The organism is Flavobacterium johnsoniae UW101, assembly GCF_000016645.1.
In the GTDB taxonomy this organism is placed as follows: Bacteria; Bacteroidota; Bacteroidia; order Flavobacteriales; family Flavobacteriaceae; genus Flavobacterium; species Flavobacterium johnsoniae.
The window spans coordinates 966114-985720 of record NC_009441.1; the positions used below are offsets into that span (position 1 = coordinate 966114).

Annotated in this window: 18 protein-coding genes; 16 read left to right on the plus strand and 2 right to left on the minus strand. The window is 34.8% G+C overall.

Features of this window, described 5'->3' with window-relative positions; translation table 11 throughout:
* Positions 1–26: 26 nt before the first annotated feature.
* On the plus strand, positions 27–929 hold the full coding sequence (locus FJOH_RS04460) for a PhzF family phenazine biosynthesis protein (protein WP_012022942.1): 903 nt from the start codon (positions 27–29) through the stop codon (positions 927–929).
* A gap of 62 nt (positions 930–991) precedes the next feature.
* Here FJOH_RS04460 and FJOH_RS04465 read toward each other — a convergent pair whose 3' ends face one another.
* Positions 992–1219 carry a CDGSH iron-sulfur domain-containing protein gene (locus tag FJOH_RS04465; RefSeq protein ID WP_012022943.1) on the minus strand — a complete coding sequence of 76 codons (228 nt, stop codon included), beginning with the start codon at positions 1217–1219 and terminating at the stop codon, positions 992–994.
* A gap of 459 nt (positions 1220–1678) precedes the next feature.
* Between FJOH_RS04465 and metG the strand changes: the two genes are divergently transcribed.
* From metG to FJOH_RS04525, 12 genes are all read left to right on the plus strand, one after another.
* Positions 1679–3814, plus strand: a complete 2136-nt coding sequence (gene metG / locus FJOH_RS04470) for a methionine--tRNA ligase (protein WP_012022944.1) — start codon at positions 1679–1681, stop codon at positions 3812–3814.
* Positions 3815–4059: 245 nt separating this feature from the next.
* Positions 4060–4335, plus strand: a complete 276-nt coding sequence (locus FJOH_RS04475; protein WP_012022945.1) for a hypothetical protein — start codon at positions 4060–4062, stop codon at positions 4333–4335.
* A 1254-nt stretch (positions 4336–5589) separates the two neighbouring features.
* Complete coding sequence (locus FJOH_RS04480; protein ID WP_012022946.1) at positions 5590–6150, plus strand: NfeD family protein; 561 nt, start codon at positions 5590–5592, stop codon at positions 6148–6150.
* Between the two features lie 11 nt (positions 6151–6161).
* Positions 6162–7676 (plus strand): flotillin family protein, encoded by a 1515-nt coding sequence (locus FJOH_RS04485; RefSeq protein ID WP_012022947.1) that lies wholly within the window; start codon positions 6162–6164, stop codon positions 7674–7676.
* 120 nt (positions 7677–7796) lie between these two features.
* Complete coding sequence (locus FJOH_RS04490; RefSeq protein WP_012022948.1) at positions 7797–8681, plus strand: DMT family transporter; 885 nt, start codon at positions 7797–7799, stop codon at positions 8679–8681.
* A 219-nt stretch (positions 8682–8900) separates the two neighbouring features.
* The gene (locus tag FJOH_RS04495) at positions 8901–9608 is read left to right on the plus strand and encodes an HAD family hydrolase (RefSeq protein WP_012022949.1); all 708 of its coding nucleotides are present in this window, start codon (positions 8901–8903) and stop codon (positions 9606–9608) included.
* The gene (locus FJOH_RS04500) at positions 9608–10240 is read left to right on the plus strand and encodes a chloramphenicol acetyltransferase (protein WP_012022950.1); all 633 of its coding nucleotides are present in this window, start codon (positions 9608–9610) and stop codon (positions 10238–10240) included. Before FJOH_RS04495 ends, FJOH_RS04500 begins: the two co-directional genes overlap by 1 nt.
* A gap of 109 nt (positions 10241–10349) precedes the next feature.
* Positions 10350–11480, plus strand: a complete 1131-nt coding sequence (locus tag FJOH_RS04505) for an OmpA family protein (RefSeq protein ID WP_012022951.1) — start codon at positions 10350–10352, stop codon at positions 11478–11480.
* Between the two features lie 162 nt (positions 11481–11642).
* Positions 11643–13097: a hypothetical protein gene (locus FJOH_RS04510; RefSeq protein WP_012022952.1), complete on the plus strand. Its 1455-nt coding sequence runs from the start codon at positions 11643–11645 to the stop codon at positions 13095–13097.
* A gap of 65 nt (positions 13098–13162) precedes the next feature.
* Positions 13163–13681, plus strand: a complete 519-nt coding sequence (locus FJOH_RS04515) for a ferritin (RefSeq protein ID WP_012022953.1) — start codon at positions 13163–13165, stop codon at positions 13679–13681.
* An 81-nt stretch (positions 13682–13762) separates the two neighbouring features.
* Entirely contained in the window at positions 13763–13948 is a 186-nt protein-coding gene (locus tag FJOH_RS04520; protein ID WP_044047488.1) for a hypothetical protein, read from the plus strand.
* 86 nt (positions 13949–14034) lie between these two features.
* Entirely contained in the window at positions 14035–14727 is a 693-nt protein-coding gene (locus tag FJOH_RS04525) for a DUF2461 domain-containing protein (RefSeq protein ID WP_012022954.1), read from the plus strand.
* Between the two features lie 85 nt (positions 14728–14812).
* Here the strand turns inward: FJOH_RS04525 and FJOH_RS04530 are convergent, their stop codons facing one another.
* Entirely contained in the window at positions 14813–15139 is a 327-nt protein-coding gene (locus FJOH_RS04530) for a single-stranded DNA-binding protein (protein WP_012022955.1), read from the minus strand.
* A 175-nt stretch (positions 15140–15314) separates the two neighbouring features.
* Between FJOH_RS04530 and FJOH_RS04535 the strand changes: the two genes are divergently transcribed.
* The 3 genes from FJOH_RS04535 to FJOH_RS04545 are packed head-to-tail and all read left to right on the plus strand — an operon-like array spanning position 15315 to position 19599.
* The gene (locus tag FJOH_RS04535; RefSeq protein ID WP_044048221.1) at positions 15315–16841 is read left to right on the plus strand and encodes a carbon-nitrogen hydrolase family protein; all 1527 of its coding nucleotides are present in this window, start codon (positions 15315–15317) and stop codon (positions 16839–16841) included.
* On the plus strand, positions 16841–17188 hold the full coding sequence (locus FJOH_RS04540) for a hypothetical protein (RefSeq protein ID WP_012022957.1): 348 nt from the start codon (positions 16841–16843) through the stop codon (positions 17186–17188). Before FJOH_RS04535 ends, FJOH_RS04540 begins: the two co-directional genes overlap by 1 nt.
* Before the next feature lie 11 nt (positions 17189–17199).
* Complete coding sequence (locus FJOH_RS04545; protein WP_012022958.1) at positions 17200–19599, plus strand: M28 family peptidase; 2400 nt, start codon at positions 17200–17202, stop codon at positions 19597–19599.
* Positions 19600–19607: the final 8 nt, after the last annotated feature.

Consider the following 19607-nt stretch of genomic DNA (forward strand, 5'->3'; position numbering starts at 1 on the left):
CAAGCTCAGCTATAAAAAAGGAAAATATGGAGGGAAGAACAGCATTAGAATATTACGTTTTAGATGTGTTTTCAAACGAAAGTTACAAAGGAAACCCTCTTTCTGTAGTTTTTACTGATGGAAATTTAAGATTAGAAACCTATAAGGATATCTCTAAAGAATTTGGCTATTCTGAAACCTCTTTTGTCTATTATTCTACAAGAGAAAAAGCACTCGTAGTTCGTTCATTTACCCCAACGGGAATCGAAATCGACGGTGCAGGACATAATTTATTAGGCGCAGTCTGCGGTGCTTTGCTAAAAGGAATGCCCATTTTTGAGGAACAAAACGAAAGCGAGCCTTTTGTAATCATGAAACATTCGGCAATACCTGTAACAGTAAGCTTTGATCCGGTTACTTTTTATCCTGTGGTTCAAATGCATCAAAAATCGGCAGTCATTAAACAGGAAATTCCAACCTATAAAATTGCAGTAGCACTGGGCTTAAAAATTGAGGATTTAGATGTAAGTGCTTTTGTTCCAACAGTAGTTAAAACAGAAGTAGCACACACAATGGTGCCTATAAAAAACAGCCAATTACTGAACAGCTTTGTACCAGATAATCAACTTTTAATCGAAATATCTAAAGAATACAATTTTGAAGGATTTTATTGTTTCACAATTGCCGATGAAGGCCAGGAACATATCGTTGAAACAAGATTTTTTAATCCCATAATCGGAATAAATGAAGATCCTGCAACGGGAACCGCAGCGGGTCCTTTAATTGGTTTTTTAACTCAAAAGAAATTCACCAAATCTGAAAAAGAATATAAAATTCTTCAAGGTGTAAAATTAAAACAAGCCTCAATGATCGAAGTTATGAATCGGGAAGAGGATATTTTAGTAGGCGGTTCATCAATAATTACAATGAAAGGTGAACTTTACATCTAAATAAAAAAAGCTGCATCCAGAAATGCAGCTTTTTTTATATCTAAACTTAGAAATAGAATTTCTTAGTTTGTTTTCATTGGTGGTAAATCGAATGCAACAGAATCGTGTTCGAAGTTGTTTCTGTGTCCGCCATCGCAAAATGGTTTGTTTGCAGATAATCCGCAGCGGCAAAGTCCAAGTGCAGATCTTCCTTGTAAACCGTAAAGCGCTCCTTCCGGATCCATGATTTCGAAATCACCTTCAATTTTAATTGATCCATTTTTATTGATGATTAGTTTTGTCTTGCTCATAAACTTGTTTTTTTGTTTTTTTTCGAATGCAAAGATTGCGAAATAAATCTTGAAGATTTTGCTTGTAAGGCTAGTTTAAACTGGTTCTATTTTATGGGTTTACCGACAGCTATATACGAAGATTTTATTCGATTGTCAGACTGAGCGAAGTCGAAGTCCCGCAAAGATTGATAAATTTATATGAATCGTTCCTACGGAACTCTTATTTTGACAATGGTTCATTTTCAACGGATTAAAATCCGTTGCTACAAAACAAATTGTTCCTACGGAACTTTTATGTAAAGAGCCATTGGCTCGAATTATATTGTAGCAACGGATTTTAATCCGTTGAAAAAATGCGGATAGAAACAAAAGTTCCGTAGGAACGATCCATATTAAAAGTCCTTTTCGTCCTGAATCTCCATGAAACTTAAAAATCTCAATTCTATTCCTTATTTTTGCACTCAATAAAATTGAGTTATGACACAGAATCCAAAGAGATATACAATCACGGCGGCATTACCTTACACAAATGGACCAATCCACATTGGGCATTTGGCGGGGGTTTACGTGCCTGCAGATATATATTCGAGATATTTAAGATTGCAGGGAAAAGATGTAGCATTTATTTGCGGAAGCGATGAACACGGCGTTGCAATTTCAATGAAAGCAAAAAAAGAAGGAGTTACGCCACAAGAAGTTATTGATAAATATGATGGAATTATTCGTAAATCATTTGCTGATTTCGGAATTTCATTCAACAATTACTCTAGAACTTCGGCAAAAATTCATCATGATACGGCTTCAGAATTCTTTAGAACTTTGTATGATAAAGGCGATTTTATTGAAGAAGTTACAGAGCAATTGTACGATGCAAAAGCAAATCAGTTTTTAGCAGACCGTTTTGTGGTTGGAACTTGCCCAAAATGCGACAATCCGGAAGCTTATGGCGATCAGTGCGAAAAATGCGGATCGACTTTGAACGCGACTGATTTGATCAACCCAAAATCGACAATTACAGGAGAAACTCCAATTTTAAAAGAAACAAAACACTGGTTTTTACCTTTAGATAGATATTCTGATTTCTTAACAAAATGGATTCTTGAAGGTCACAAAAACGACTGGAAACCTAATGTTTACGGACAAGTAAAATCCTGGATCGACGGCGGACTTGAGCCTCGTGCTGTAACACGTGACCTTGACTGGGGAATTGACGTTCCGGTTGAAGGTGCCGAAGGAAAAAAATTATACGTTTGGTTTGATGCACCTATTGGTTACATTTCTTCTACGAAAGAATGGGCAGCACGCGAAGGAAAAGACTGGGAACCATATTGGAAAGATGAAGAAACCAAATTGGTTCACTTTATTGGGAAAGACAATATTGTTTTTCACTGTATCATTTTTCCAGCGATGCTAAAAGCTGAAGGAAGCTACATTTTACCAGACAACGTTCCGGCAAATGAGTTTTTAAATTTAGAAGGAAACAAACTTTCGACTTCTAAAAACTGGGCAGTTTGGTTACACGAATATTTAGAAGAATTTCCAGATAAGCAGGATGTTTTACGTTACGCGTTAACATCAAACGCTCCTGAAACAAAAGATAACGATTTTACCTGGAAAGATTTCCAAGCTAGAAACAACAACGAATTGGTTGCTATTTTTGGAAACTTCGTAAATCGTGTTGTGGTTTTAACCAACAAATATTACGATGGTGTTATCCCGACTCCAAACGAATTTACTGAAATCGACGAACAAACTTTAGCTGAATTAAAAGCATATCCAGCCGTGATTTCAAGTTCGGTTGAGCGTTACAGATTCCGTGAAGCTCTGGGCGAATTGATGAATGTTGCTCGTTTAGGAAATAAATACCTTGCAGATGAAGAACCTTGGAAAGTAATGAAAGACAATCCAGAGCGTGTAAAAACACAAATGTATGTAGCATTGCAAATTGCTGCAGCGTTGAGCGTTTTGGCTGAACCGTTTTTACCTTTTACAGCTGCTAAATTGTCTAAAATCCTGAACTTAGGTGATCTTAAAGAACATTTTGAAGGGTTTAGCAAGTTCCTGAAAGAAAGACATCAGGATGCAAACGACATCATTATTGATAAAACATTGGGTTGGAATGATATTTCTGAAAACTCAGATTTAATTCCGGCCGGACATAAAATTGGCGAAGCTGAATTGCTTTTCGCTAAAATAGAAGACGAAGAAATACAAAAACAAATAGATAAATTGGAAGCGACAAAAACCGCAAATATTGCTGAAAACCAAAAAGCAGAACCACAAAAAGATTTAATTCAGTTTGAAGATTTTGCAAAAATGGATATTCGTATAGGAACTATTCTTGAGGCTGAAAAAATGCCAAAAGCAAACAAACTTTTGGTTCTTAAAGTAGATACGGGAATTGATGTTCGTACAATTGTTTCGGGAATTGCAGAGAGTTTTTCGCCAGAAGAAATCATCGGAAAACGTGTTTCTGTATTAGCAAACCTTGCTCCAAGAGCTTTACGCGGCGTTGAAAGTCAAGGAATGATCTTGATGACAACAAATGCCGAAGGAAAACTGGTTTTTGTAAATCCAGATGCTGATGCACCAAATGGAGCAACAGTAAACTAAGAAGTTCTTTCTAGAATCGAAATATTAAAAACATGAGAAATTTCTCATGTTTTTTACTTTTATATAAGTTTATAATTGTAAGTTTGTCTTGCAAAACATTACCAAGGAGAAATCCTTAAAACTATTTTTAAGTAAAGATAAGCGTATACCACGCCATGGTGAAGGTATGGGAAACCACCTAAATCATTCCTTGGAATGTTTTGCACACCTAACGCGTGGTATTCGTGTATTTAATATTTTCTATTATGCAAAAAGAAAATGAACAAACAACAGAAACAGCTGTAATGACAGCAATGGCAAAATTTCTTTCCGAGATTTGGTTTGAGGAAGAAATTAGAGAGCAGCCAGAACACATGTGCGAAATTTTTGAGGCAATTCTGGTTACCCAAGTCGGCGACTATATGGATCTTCGCATCAAAATGATTAATTGCATTAGAACCATTAACAAACTGGCAGAAGCACTTGAACCTTTTTCAGACATGGAAATCAAAAAGGCTTACCAAAAAATGCTCAACGCATAATACCACACAAAAACAAATTTAATCCTCTTTTATATTATCAATTAAAATCAGCAAATTATGCCGTTAGGCATTAAAGGTTGGTAGAACATGAAATTTAAAATTCGTTTTCGTGCCGTAGGTACGACACATATCTTGCGTACCTACGGCACGCTAAATCGATGCTAATCTATTTTTTTCTACCAACCTTTAATGCCTAACGGCATATTTAACAACCATTACAAAACGTAATATATATCTGAAATTTTCGAGGCAATTTAATGCTCTTTTATATCAGCAAATTATGCCATAAGCATTAAAGGTTGGCAGAATATTAAATTTAAAATTCATTTTCGTGCCCTAGGTACGATACATATCTTGCGTACCTACGGCACGCTAAATCAATGCTAATCTATTTTTTTCTACCGACCTTTAATGCCTAACTGCATATTTAACAACCATTACAAAACGTAATATATATCTGAAATTTTCGAGGCAATTTAATGCTCTTTTATATCATCAATTTAAAATCAGCAGATTATGCCGTTAGGCATTAAAGGTTGGTAGAATATTAAATTTAAAATTCGGTTTCGTGCCGTAGGTACGATACATATCTTGCGTACCTACGGCACGCTGAATCGATCCTAATCTATTTTTTTCTATCAACCTTTAATGTCTAACGGCATATTTAAAAACCATTACAAAACGAAAAATATATCTGAAATTTTCGAGGCAATTTAATCCTCTTTTATCAGCAATTTAAAATCAGTAAATTATGCCGTTAGGCATTAAAGGTTGGTAGAATATTAAATTTAAAATTCGGTTTCGTGCCGTAGGTACGACACATAAATATCTTGCGTACCTACGGCACGCTGAATCAATGCTAATCTATTTTTTTCTACCAACCTTTAATGCCTAACGGCATATTTAAAAATCATTACAAAACGAAAAATATATCTGAAATTTTCGAGGCAATTTAATCCTCTTTTATCAGCAATTTAAAATCAGTAAATTATGCCGTTAGGCATTAAAGGTTGGTAGAATATTAAATTTAAAATTCGGTTTCGTGCCGTAGGTACGACACATATCTTGCGTACCTACGGCACACTGAATAGATGCTAATCTTTTTTTTCTACCAACCTTTAATGCCTAACGGCATATTTAACCTCATTGATAGTTCTCTCATAATTCCTTTTTTATATAAATTTTACACAAATTAGTTTTCTTTCATAAAAAGTAAGATATTAGCACCAAAAGCTATTCGAAAAACTAAAAATTATGGAACTATTAGAAAGTTTGCCTACACTGCTTAAATCTTTTTGGTATATCGCAATTCCAACAAGTTTAATTTTTCTTATTCAAACCATTATTACCTTTTCGGGTCTTGATGTTGCAGATGGTTTCGACACTGATTTTCATGCAGATGCACACGATGGTGATTTTCAGCTTTTTTCATTACGAAACCTTATCAATTTTCTTTTAGGTTTCAGCTGGACGGGAATTTCGTTTTATTCTACAATTGGCGAACATACCTGGTTTCTCATTATTTTATCACTTGTTGTTGGCGTTTTATTTGTGCTTTTGTTTTTCTTCGTTATCAAACAAGTACAAAAACTAGCAGAAGACAATTCTTTTAAAATCACTAATACGCTTAATAAAACCGCCGAAGTTTACTTAACAATTCCCGAAAATAAAACAGGAAAAGGCAAAATCATGATTAGCGTAAACGGTTCTTTTCATGAATTAGAAGCGATGACAGAACAAAGCAAAATTCCGTCTGGAGCAGCTGTAAAAGTTATCAAAATCGAAAACAACATTTTAATTGTAGAAACCATATAACACAAATCATAATGAACCCAATTATTTTAATTGCAGTTGCGGCAATCGTTCTATTCGTAACAATTTCGGCATTAATATCGCGGTACAAGCGTTGTCCGTCAGACAAAATCTTAGTTATTTACGGTCGTACAGGCGGAACCTCAGCACGATGTGTACACGGCGGCGGTGCTTTTATCTGGCCGGTAATTCAGGATTATGCATTTTTAGATTTAAAACCGCTTTCAATCGAAGCTAATTTAACTAATGCGCTGAGCCGTCAGAACATTAGAGTAGATGTTCCTTGCCGATTTACCATTGCAATCTCTACAGAATCAGACAGTATGAATACTGCTGCCGAAAGATTGTTAGGTTTATCATACGAGCAGGTTCAGGAACTGGCAAAAGATATTTTGTTTGGTCAGTTACGTTTGGTAATTGCAACCATGACAATTGAAGAAATCAACTCAGACCGTGACAAATTCCTTGATAATATTTCGAAAAACGTTGACAGCGAATTAAAGAAAATTGGTTTAAAATTAATCAACGTAAACGTTACCGATATTCGTGACGAGTCTGGATATATTGAAGCTTTAGGAAAAGAAGCCGCTGCAAAAGCTATTAACGAAGCAAAAATCAGCGTTGCCGAACAGGAAAAAATCGGGGAAATTGGTAAGGCTCTTGCCGATAGAGAAAAAGATACTCAAATTGCAGAAACACACAGAGACCGTGACGTAAAAATTGCGATTACTCAAAAAGATAAAGAAATCAGTATTGCTACTGCATCAAGAGATGAAACTATTGGTAAAGCCGAAGCGCAGAGAGATACAAGGGTAAAAACTTCTGAAGCAAACGCAATTGCGATTCAGGGAGAGAACGAGGCTAAAATTGCCATCGCTAATTCTGAAGCATTACGTAGAGAAAAAGAAGCAGAATCATTGCGTGTTGCAATAGCTGCCGAAAAAGTACAACAGGCAAAAGCATTAGAAGAATCATACGTTGCTGAGCAAAAAGCCGAGCTTGCACGTTCTGAAAGAGAGCGTTCTACTCAAATTGCCAACATTGTAGTTCCTGCCGAAATTGCTAAGCAAAGAGCCATTATCGAAGCTCAGGCTGCTGCCGAAACTATCAGAGAAAATGCACGAGGTGAAGCCGATGCGATTTATGCTAAAATGGAAGCCGAAGCAAAAGGTCTTTTCGAAATATTAACCAAACAAGCCGAAGGTTACAAAGATGTTGTAGCTGCTGCGGGCGGAGATCCAAGCAAAGCATTCCAGCTTTTATTACTAGAGAAGCTTCCTGAATTGGTTAAAACTCAGGTTGAAGCTGTTAAAAACATCAAAATTGACAAAATTACCGTTTGGGATTCTGGAAATGGTCAGGGCGAAAATGGCGGTTCAACAGCCAATTTTGTTTCTGGAATGATGAAAACAGTTCCGCCATTGAATGACTTATTCAATATGGCCGGATTAAATTTACCGAGTTATTTAAAAGGTGAAGATACACCCGAAGTTCCGCCAGCTATTGAAGTTGTAGAAAAAGAAGAATAATTTTTAAATTCTGTCATAAAAAAGCGCGAACCGATTAACATTTTTAATTGATTCGCGCTTTTTGCATTCAAAGTATTCACTTTGTAAAGTATCTTTGAAAAATAATACACGATTAATACAATGAAAATCACAAAACCAAGATTAGCTCTAATCTGCGGTATACTCTGCATCTCAATTTTCCCTATATTGGTTAAATTACGTTTAACGCCTGGATTAATCTCTGCTTTTTACCGAATGGCTTTTGCCGTCACACTGCTTTTGCCTTATGTGCTGTTGAGCGGCAATTTTAAAATTCCAACATTAAAATTCACACTTTTAGCAGCGCTTTGCGGTATTTTATTTGCATCAGATGTAGCCGTTTGGAATATCGCCATTCAGGAATCAAGCGCGACTCAGGCTTCGCTGCTCACTAATTTATCTCCGGTTTGGGTTGGTGTTGGTTCTTTCTTTTTTCTGAAAGCAAAACCTGCCGCAAATTTCTGGATAGGAACATTTGTCGCTTTATTAGGAATGATAACCTTAGTTGGTTTTGAATTTTTCATCGATTTAAACTTTGATAAAGCATTTCTATTTGCCGTTTTATCCGGAATTCTATATTCCGTTTATATGTTGGTAAGCAAAAATGTGCTTTCTGCAGTCGATGTTTTATCATTTATGACAATTAGTTTATTGGCTTCAAGTATTTATTTAGGAATTTTGTGTTATTCGCTGGACGAACCTTTTACCGGATTTTCAAATACGGGATGGTTTGTTCTCGTCCTTCAAGCTGTTATTTGCCAATTGTGCGCCTGGCTTTCGATTAGTTATGCGACTCAGCATATGCGCGCAACTCGAGTTTCGTTGAGTTTACTGAGTCAGGCCGTAATTACTTCAATTTTGGCTTGGTTGTTTTTAGAAGAACAAATAACTTTACAAATGGTTTTCGGCGGAATCATTCTGCTTTTCGGAATCCGAATTACTTTTTACGACAAAACGATTTCTTTGAAAAGGCTTTTTTCTAAATAGTTTGCCCACTGATTTTACGGATGAAACTGATTTACACTGATAGTTTGTGCAATTCGAGGTTTCACGCAGATTGAGCAGATTTTAAAAAATCATTTTAATCTTAATAATCTGTGGCTAAAAAAAATTAGTGCAATTCGTGAATTGCTTCGCCTGTTCACTATCGCTCGGGTCGTGGCGAAAAATAAACCTGAAACAAACAAAACTTGAAACAAAAAACTTATGTTACATAAAACCAAAATACCAAACTTAAAAGTAATCGCATTTGATGCCGATGATACTTTATTTGTAAACGAACCTTATTTTCAGGAAACCGAACATAAGTTTTGCGCTTTGATGGAAGATTATCTTTCGCATCAGGGCATTTCGCAGGAATTATTCAAAATCGAAATTGCTAATCTGCCTTTGTACGGTTACGGAATTAAAGGCTATATTCTTTCGATGATCGAAGCCGCAATGAATATTTCAAACAATACGATTCCGGTTGAAGTAATTGAAAAGATTATTCAGTACGGAAAGGAATTACTCGAAAAACCAATCGAACTTCTTGACGGAATCGAAGAAACCTTACAGGCTTTACACGGAAAATACAAATTGGTCGTAGCAACAAAAGGCGACTTAAAAGACCAGCACAGCAAATTGCACCGCTCTGGTTTAGGTCATTATTTTCACCATATCGAAGTAATGTCAGACAAACAGGAAATCGATTATCAAAAATTACTGGGACGTTTAGACATTCAGGCCAATGAGTTTTTAATGATAGGCAATTCATTAAAATCAGATGTACTGCCTGTTTTAGGAATTGGCGGTTATGCTGTTCATATTCCGTTTCACACAACTTGGGAACACGAAAAAATCAATCACAAAGTTGAACACAAACACTTTAGTTCATTTGAAAAAATTACTGAGGTGGTTCATAATTTATTATAATGAAAACACTTTTAGACTTAGAAAACTGGAACCGTAAAGAGCATTTTGAACATTTCTGCCGAATGGAAGAACCATTTTTTGGCGTAACTGTCGAAATTGATTGTACAAAAGCTTACGAAACGGCAAAAGAATTAAATGCTTCTTTCTTCATTTTCTATTTACACAAAACCTTAACAGCCGTAAATGCGGTTGAAAATTTCAAATACAGAATTTCAGAAGGCAAAATTTATATCAATGATCGTATCGATGCTTCGGCAACAATTGGCCGTGCAGACGGAACTTTCGGATTTTCTTTAATCGAATACAATCCTGATTTTAAAATCTTTGAAAAAAATGCTCTGGCAGAAATTGAACGCATTCAAAATACAACCGGACTTTTTACAAGATCTTTTGATAATGACAATCTGATTCATTTTTCGGCAATTCCGTGGTTAAACTTCACTTCTATTTCGCATGCCAGAAGTTATACTTTTCCGGACAGCTGCCCTAAAATTTCATTCGGAAAAATGATTGTTTCTGAATCTGGAAAACGCACAATCGCAATGTCTGTACACGTTCACCATGGATTGATGGACGGTTTGCATGTAGGACAGTTTGTAGATTTCTTTCAGGAGGTTATGAATACAAAATAGTTTTAATCTTACAAATTTACCTTATTTTGATACTCTAATACCTTTTAGGGGACGTCTTAAGCAGTAATAAATTCGTTGGTTTGGGGAAAATTTTAAAACTCATATTACAATGAAAAAAATTGTTATTACTCTGGCGTTTGCTTTAGGGTTAATTCATGTAAATGCACAAACAGAAAGCTCTGCAAATAGCTATAACAAGTGGTCTGTAGAACTTGCGGGAGGATTAACTAAACCTCAAAGACCATTCTCTGCAGGTTACACTACCGCTACTCCAAGCCCATGGGTTGGTGATTTAGGTGTTCGTTACATGTTTAACAACAAATTTGGTTTGAAGGCTGATTTTGGATACAACAGTTTTACTGCAAAAAGCAGTTCTATAGATTTTGATTCAAGATACTATAGAGTAGATTTACAAGCTGTTGCCAACTTAGGCCGTATCATGAACTTTGAAACCTGGACTAACACTTTTGGTTTATTAGGACATGCAGGTTTTGGTTATGCTCAATTAAGAAGTGACAACTTCAGAGGAGCAGATGAAATGGGTAACTTTATTGCTGGTGTAACAGGACAAATAAAATTATCTAACCGAGTAGCTTTAACTGGAGATTTCTCTACAATCTTAAATGCATCTCAGGATCATACTTTTGATGGAGCTTATCTTGCTGGGAACAGAGGTTATTCTGGGTTAATATTCAATGGTACAGTTGGTTTAAACGTTTACTTAGGTAAAAACACTAAACATGCTGACTGGACTGTAGTTTCTGAAAATGTAGACCTTAGTGCTTACGATAACAGAATTGCTGATCTTGAAAACCAAATCAAGAATATACCATCAAAACAAGTTGTTGTAGAAAAACCAGTTAACAACACTACTGTTGTAAACGATAAAGATGTTGTAAAAGAATTAATAAACGATAAATATTACAGCGTTTATTTTGATTTCAACAAAGCAACTCCTATCGAAAACTCAACTGCTGCAATCGATGTGGTTTTAACTTACTTAAGAAAAAACCCTTCTGCATCTCTTGACATTATTGGTTATGCTGATCAGGTTGGAAAAGCAGAATACAATGAAAAACTTTCAAACCAAAGAGCAGAAAATGTAAAAACTATCTTTGAAAAAGCTGGAATTGCATCTTCAAGATTAAACGTTATTCCTGCTGGTGCAGATACTTCAATCCAAAAAGATTCAGAAGAAGCTAGAAGATTAGCTAGAAGAGTTACTTTTAAAGTAAAATAATTCTTTTTGATAATTAAAAATCAAGTCCTTAAGAGATTTCTTAAGGACTTTTTTTATCTCTTTAAAGTTCAAATCAAACCCTATTATCGCGATATGATTCTATTGCATTTACGTACAGTTTATTTCGCTAAATTTGGAATGATATTTGACGTTTGAAAACTCATGAAAAAGCTATTACTTATCTCACTTTTACTTTCGAAATCAGTACTGATAGGTCAAACAGTATTAAATTCGTTTCCATTAAATCTGAATAACCCATCAGATGAAGGGCAGATTATAAATGCCGAAGATGTAAAAACGCATGACATTTATGTTTTTGCATCTGATGACAAAAAAACGACTATTTTAAAATACAATAAGTCGTTGTTCCTTACAACTCAGTTTACTGATTCTATAAAATTTGCCTCAAACAGAAACTTAATAGGTTACAGCATCGGAGAAGACAAAAATCCTTTGTTATATTGGGCTTCTGCAAATTTGAGAAATATACGTATTGTCAAATATTTCCCAGAAATGAAAACTTCCAGATCATTAAATTTTGATTTTCCGGATAACCATGAATACATTATAACCTCTTTTCAAAAAGACAATGCCTTTTATCTTCTGGCAAAAGAAAGAGCCCAGCAGCATCTTCTTCTTTATAAATTTGACAACGGAAACTGTGAAATAAAAATGTTTGATTTTTCTTCTTTTGTCTTTCAAAATGGAGGAGGAAAAAGTTTATCATTTAGCAGTCTTATTCGGTACTATCCCATCCAAAAAATGGATTTAAATGATTTTAATCCTATAGATAAAACGGCTGCGATCAATAAAATGTATGTTCTTGACGGTCATATTATATTGACATTAGACTATAATTCAAAAAAAACACATGTTTTCGATCTTAATATTGAAACTTCAGATATAAAAGAGAAATTTTTCAATCTGCCTGTTTCCCAAAAACCAATTCAAACAGCAAACTCATTTTATTACGATAAAAAGCTATTTCAGATAGCGGCAAATAAAGATGAATTTTTGTTTGATATAAAAGATTTTGATTCTGGAAATAGCATTAAAAATACTACCCTGACAAAAAATGATACGATTCAGTTTAAAAACTCTCCTTTTCTAGTTCAAACAGATAACAGCAGACCTCAGGAAATAAAAAACACAGCAAAATTCCTTAAAAATTTAGCAAACTTAAGTGCAGGGATTTCTATTACCAAAAACGGAGAAAACAGTTTTATTACTTTTGGAGGCTATATAGAATACGTAAACACTGATTATTTATACAACTCAGATGAAATTTTAAATTTTTCCGGCATGCGTACACAAAGCAAAATGGTTTACTTTGACTCTATGCTTAATAAAAATTTAGATTTTGTAAAAAATGAAAAGCCGGATCCTTTAGCAATAGATAATTTATACTTTTTCTTAAATACCAATAATACGATCATATTGCAAAACACATTAAGACTAAAAGATTTTTACATTTTAAGTTATTATGATCCTGCTTTAAAACAACTCGTTATGAGAAAATTTACAGATGGATTTACGAACGAAGGACCAGGAAATCCAATCATGAACAAATCTGTATTCTCAAAGCCTGCTTCTTTTGATCCTATAAAATCCCATTAATGTTTTCGCGGTTTGTAAAAAATGGTTTGGATTATTTTTTCTAATTTTACAAAAAAGACATCATTATGCTATCAAAAAATATTGAATCGGCTTTAAACAAGCAAATCCGCATAGAAGCAGAATCTTCTCAAACTTATCTTTCTATGGCTTGTTGGGCTGAAGTACAAGGATTAGAGGGAATCGCTCAATTTATGTACACTCAATCAGATGAAGAGCGTGCACACATGCTTAAATTGGTTAAGTATGTAAACGAACGCGGAGGCCACGCTCAGGTTACAGATCTTAAAGCGCCAAAAACAACTTATACAACTTTCAAAGAAATGTTTGAGGAGCTTTACAATCACGAACTTTTTGTTTCGAAATCTATCAACGAATTAGTACATATTACTTTTGAAGAAAAAGACTATGCTACACATAATTTCTTGCAATGGTACGTTTCTGAACAAATTGAAGAAGAAGCTACAGCTAAATCTATTTTGGATAAAATCAACTTAATTGGAGACGATAAAGGCGGACTTTATTTGTTTGACCGTGATATTCAGCAATTAACAGTTACAAGCTCTATTGCTATAAATCCAAAATAAAAAAGTTAAAGTTTATTTAGAACGCTTAAAAATAACTTTTTTCGTTTATATTTGTCTCTGTTTTTATAATACAGAGGAATTTTGAGCAAGAAAGACAAAGACAAGGACAAGAAAAAGGATAAAAAGAAAAAGAAGAATAAAGATATCCTTGATAAAATTAAGAAGATTGAAAACTGTAAATCTTCTTGCTGTGAGAAATATAAAAAGAGCGAAAAGAAACGCTGCTCACGTTGTCCTATGTTTGATTTATTTAAAAAAACGGCTTAACTATATAGAAAACCCACCAAGAAATCTGGTGGGTTTTTAATTTTACTTACATTCGTCTTCTGATTATAAAAAGGTTCAATTTAATTATGGAAAACCAAATTCTTATTCCCAAATCGAGTTTAGATTTTTTAGTACAGCTGAAAGACAACAATAATAAACCGTGGTTTGAAGAACATAAAGCAGAATATTTAAAAGAACTCAATTACATTGAAACTTTTGCAGGCTCACTTCTTCATGAACTTTCTAAAACCGATGTATTCGAAACACAATCAGGCAAAAGAAGTGTGTATAGTATTTATCGCGATATTCGTTTTTCTAAAGATAAAACCCCTTTTAAAACCTATTGGGGCGGCAGTTATAAACGTGCTACAAGTGCAAGACGCGGCGGTTATTATTTTCATATCGAAAAAGGAAACACTTCTTTGATTGGTGGTTTTTGGGGACCAAATGCTGCCGACTTAAAACGCATAAGAAGTGAATTTGCCCACGATCATGAGTCATTTAGAGAGATTTTGAATTCAAAAACCTTCAAAAATAATTTCGGAACGATGCAAGGCGAACAGCTCAAAACAACGCCAAAAGGTTTTGATGCAGATCATGAAGCTATCGATTTACTTCGTTACAAACAGTTTTTAATCATAAAACGTTTTACGGATGAGGAAGTTTTGAGTCCGCAATTTCTTGAAAAAGCTTTAGAAGCATTTCAAAACATGAGACCATTTTTTGATTATATGAGCGAAGTGCTTTCAACTGATATAAACGGCGCTTCAGTTTTATAAAATATTTCAACGCAAAAGTTAAACCCGACAGGTTTTAAAAACCTGTCGGGTTTGTTTCTTTACGCGGCGTTTAATCAAAGAGTATTTACAGCAATAAAATCTCGTTTACAACAACTTCGGTTATATACTTTTTTTCTCCGTTTTTGTCATCGTAACTTCTGTGGGTTAACTTTCCGTCGATTGCAACCTCTTTTCCTTTTACAACAAACTTTTCGATTATTTCTGCCGTTTTGCCCCACGCAGTAACTCGGTGCCATTCCGTCTGCTCTACTTTATCGCCTTTCTCGTTTCTGTAAATTTCGTTAGTTGCAATTGTCAAATGTGCCAGCTTTTTACCGCTTTCTAATGTTTTAACTTCTGGGTCGTTTCCTGCGTTACCAATTAATTGTACTCTGTTTTTCATTGCATTCATGGCGTATACTATTTAAATGTTCATATAAAAATTCGTTGATCAAATTCAACGATGCAAAATTGCGCTGTCTCGGCTAAAATATTCGGTTGCAAACTATTTACTTTCGGTTGTAAATATTTGTAAGCGTTTGTAAATGGAATTTATTTTTGCTATATTTGAGATAAATCGTACATATATGCAGACAGAAATTAAAAAAGTTGAGTTACGAAACCTTGCGTTTGAAGATTACAAACAATTGAAAAATTCAATGGTTGAATCGTATCCAGAAATGGCAAACTCCTACTGGAGATCTAATGACATCAAAAAACTACTCTCAATATTTCCCGAAGGACAATTGGTAATATTAGTCGACGGCGTAGTCGTAGGTTCAGCATTATCGCTTATTGTCGATGAAAAACTGGTTGACAAAAGACACAATTACAGACAAATCATTGGCGATTATACTTTTTCGACCCATAACCCTGACGGTGAAATTTTGTACGGAATTGATGTTTTCATTCATCCAAATTACCGCGGACTTCGTTTGGGCCGACGTCTTTATGATGCCCGAAAAGAACTTTGCGAACAACTGAACTTAAAAGCGATTGTTTTTGCAGGAAGGATTCCCAATTACAATCAATATTCGAAAAAGCTTTCACCAAGAAATTATATCGAGAAAGTAAAAGACAAGGAACTTCATGATCCGGTTCTTTCATTTCAATTGAGCAATGATTTCCATGTATTACGCATCATTAAAAATTATTTGGAAGGCGACGAAGAATCTAAAGAATTTGCAGTTCTTCTGGAATGGAACAATGTGTATTATGATGAAAGTCCAAAGTTGATTAATTCTGAAAAAAGCATTATTCGTTTAGGATTAATTCAATGGCAGATGCGTCAGCTTAATAATGTTGAAGCTCTTTTTGAACAGGCTGAATTTTTTATTGATGTTGTTTCCGGCTATGGAAGTGACTTTGCTCTTTTCCCAGAACTTTTCACAGCACCTTTAATGGCCGATTTTAATCACTTATCTGAAGCCGAAGCGATTCGGGAATTAGCAAGACACTCTGACCCCATTAGAAAACGCTTTCAGGAATTTGCCATTTCATACAATATCAATATCATAACCGGAAGTATGCCTCATCTTGAAAACGGTATCTTGTATAATGTTGGTTTTTTATGCAAAAGAGACGGAACTTCTGAGATGTATTATAAAATTCACATCACACCAAATGAAGTGCATCATTGGGGAATGAAAGGCGGATCTGAATTTAAAACTTACGATACAGATTGTGGTAAAATTGGAATTTTAATTTGTTATGATGTCGAATTCCCTGAGCTTTCAAGATTATTGGCCGATGAAGGAATGAATATCTTATTTGTTCCGTTCTTGACCGATACTCAAAATGCTTACACTCGTGTAAAACACTGCTCTCAGGCGCGTGCAATCGAAAACGAATGTTATGTAGCGATTGCGGGCTGTGTTGGAAATCTTCCGAAAGTAAACAATATGGATATTCAATATGCACAGGCTTCGGTTTTTACACCTTCTGATTTTGCTTTTCCAAGTAATGGAATTAAAGCAGAAGCTACTCCAAATACAGAAATGACTTTGATTGTTGATGTTGATCTAAATTTATTGAAAAATCTTCATGAACATGGAAGCGTGCGAATTCTAAAAGACAGAAGAACAGATTTGTATCAAATTAACAAAACAAAATAATGAGAACGTGTCTTGAATGCTCTGAAAAACTTGTAGGCAGAGAAGATAAAAAGTTTTGTTCAGACAGCTGCCGAAATGCTTATAATAACAAAATAAACAAAGACAGCAACAATTATATGCGGAATGTAAATAATAAGCTACGAAAAAATTATCGGATTTTATCGGAGCTGAATGTTGATGGAAAATCAAAAGCAACGAGGGACAAAATGATTAACAAAGGCTTTGATTTTGATTTCTTTACTAATATCTTGCAGACCAAAACAGGCAATACCTACTATTTCCTGTACGACCAGGGATACAGGTCTTTGGACAATGATTATTATATGCTTGTTAAAAAAGAAATTTAGATGTATTTACTATGAGAAAAAACCCCACCTCGATTCTCGCAATAATCTGCATTCTGGCATTGTTAGCTGCTATATATGCCACGATGATGCCTCAATACATTTCAAAAAATGATGAAGCTCTCGCCGATTTTTCTACCGAAAGAGCTTTAAATCAGGTTGAAATTATAGCTCAAAAACCTCATTATGTAGGTTCAACTAATCATGAATTGGTTGCTAATTATCTTAAACTTGAGCTTAACAGAATTGGATTAGAAACAAGTGTTCAGGAAGGTTTTACTCTTAATGATAAAGGGCTTTTGGTAAAATCTAAAAATATCCTTGCCCGAATAAAGGGAACAAACAATACAAAAGCACTATTATTACTTTCTCATTATGATAGTGCACCGCATTCTTTTTCAAAAGGTGCAAGTGATGATGCCTCTGGGGTTGCCACAATATTAGAAGGAATCAGGGCTTTTTTATATGCCAAAGAACCTCAGAAAAACGACATCATTATTCTTTTTTCAGATGCTGAAGAATTAGGTTTAAACGGCGCGGCACTTTTTGTAAACAAACATCCGTGGGCAAAAGATGTTGGTTTGGTTTTAAACTTTGAAGCAAGGGGAACTTCAGGACCAAGTTATATGCTGATGGAAACCAATCAGGGAAATCAGGCACTTGTAAAAGAATTTACCAAAGCAAAACCTTCTTATCCGGTTTCAAATTCATTGATGTACAGCATCTACAAAATGCTTCCAAATGATACTGATTTGACTGTTTTTAGAGAGCAGGGAAATATTCAGGGGTTTAATTTTGCTTTTATCGACGGACATTACAATTATCACACACAGCAGGACGATGTTCAGCATTTAAACAAAATGACATTGGCGCATCAGGGTTCTTATTTGATGCCTTTATTAAAATACTTCGCAAATACTGACTTAAACCAAATTACTTCACCAAATTCAGAAGATTACGTTTATTTCAACGCACCTTTTTCTTTCATAAGTTATCCTTTTTCATGGGTAATGCCAATGACACTTATCGCTTTTGGTCTTTTAATCCTTTTTATGTTCATTGGAAAAGCCAAAAGAATGATTTCATTAAGAGAAATATTCAAAGGCTTTGTACCGCTTTTAGGATCTGTAATTATTGCTGGTTTAGTAACCTTTTTAGGATGGAAAATTATTCTAGAGATTTATCCGCAGTATTCGGATCTTTTAAACGGATTTACCTACAACGGACATGCTTACATTGGCGCGTTTGTAACTTTAAGCATTGCCATCTGCTTTGCTTTTTACCATCATTTTTCTGATGCAAAAATAACAATGACCCATTTCGTAGCGCCTTTGCTGCTTTGGATTATTATTAATGCTTTTTTAGCAAACAGTTTAACTGGAGCAGGATTCTTAATTATTCCGGTATATTTTGGAATTCTTTTATTCGGAATCTTCGTTTTTACGCAGCATTACAGTTTAGGCATGAATTTACTTTTCAGTATTCCGGCTTTGGCTATTATCGCTCCGTTTATTGTAATGTTTCCAATTGGTTTAGGTCTAAAAATACTATTTGGAAGTGCAATTCTAACTGTCCTTCTTTTCGGATTGTTACTGCCAATATTTAATACTTTCGCTAAAAAAGGTGCTTGGATTATGGTTTTCTTTGCAATTTCCATCGGATTTTTTATTTATGCAGGAATTCATTCCAGCTATGAACCCGGAAAGGCAAAATCTAACAGTTTGTTATATATCTATAATGCCAACACCAACTCGGCAGTTTGGGCAACTTATGATGTAAACCTTGATGAATGGACTAAAACGTATTTAGGGCAGAAAAATCAAAAAGTTGTTGGTCTCAACAGTCTGCCAATCGCAAGTAAATACAATACAAGATTTACATACAGCTCCATAGCACCAATTGTTGATGTTCCAAAACCAACTATTGCTTTCCTGAAAGACAGTGTTGTGGGTAATAATCGCTATTTAAAAATCAAGATTACGCCAAATAGAAAAGTGAACCGTTACGATATTTATGCTAATCCAAAAATGACATTTTATAATTTCAAAGCAAATGGTGTATCTACTTCGGGCAAAAAGACAAATCGTTTAGAACGAGACGGAATGCGCCTGTTATGCTATTATGTTGTAGGCAACGAACCGCTTGTTATGGATTTCTATATTAACAAATCGTCTATTTTTGATATGGATTTAATTGAAAGTTCTTTCGATTTAATGACAAACCCTCTGCTTAAAGTAAATCCGAGAAGCGACTGGATGATGCCGACTCCATTTGTATTGAATGATGCCGTAATAATTCAGCAGAAAATTAAACGATATACCGCTCCGGTTAATCCGCCAGTACAGCCGGCACCAGTTAAGGACAGCGCCGTAATTGCAAAAGACAGTTTAATACAGCCTGTTACGCAGCCGTAATAAAGTAT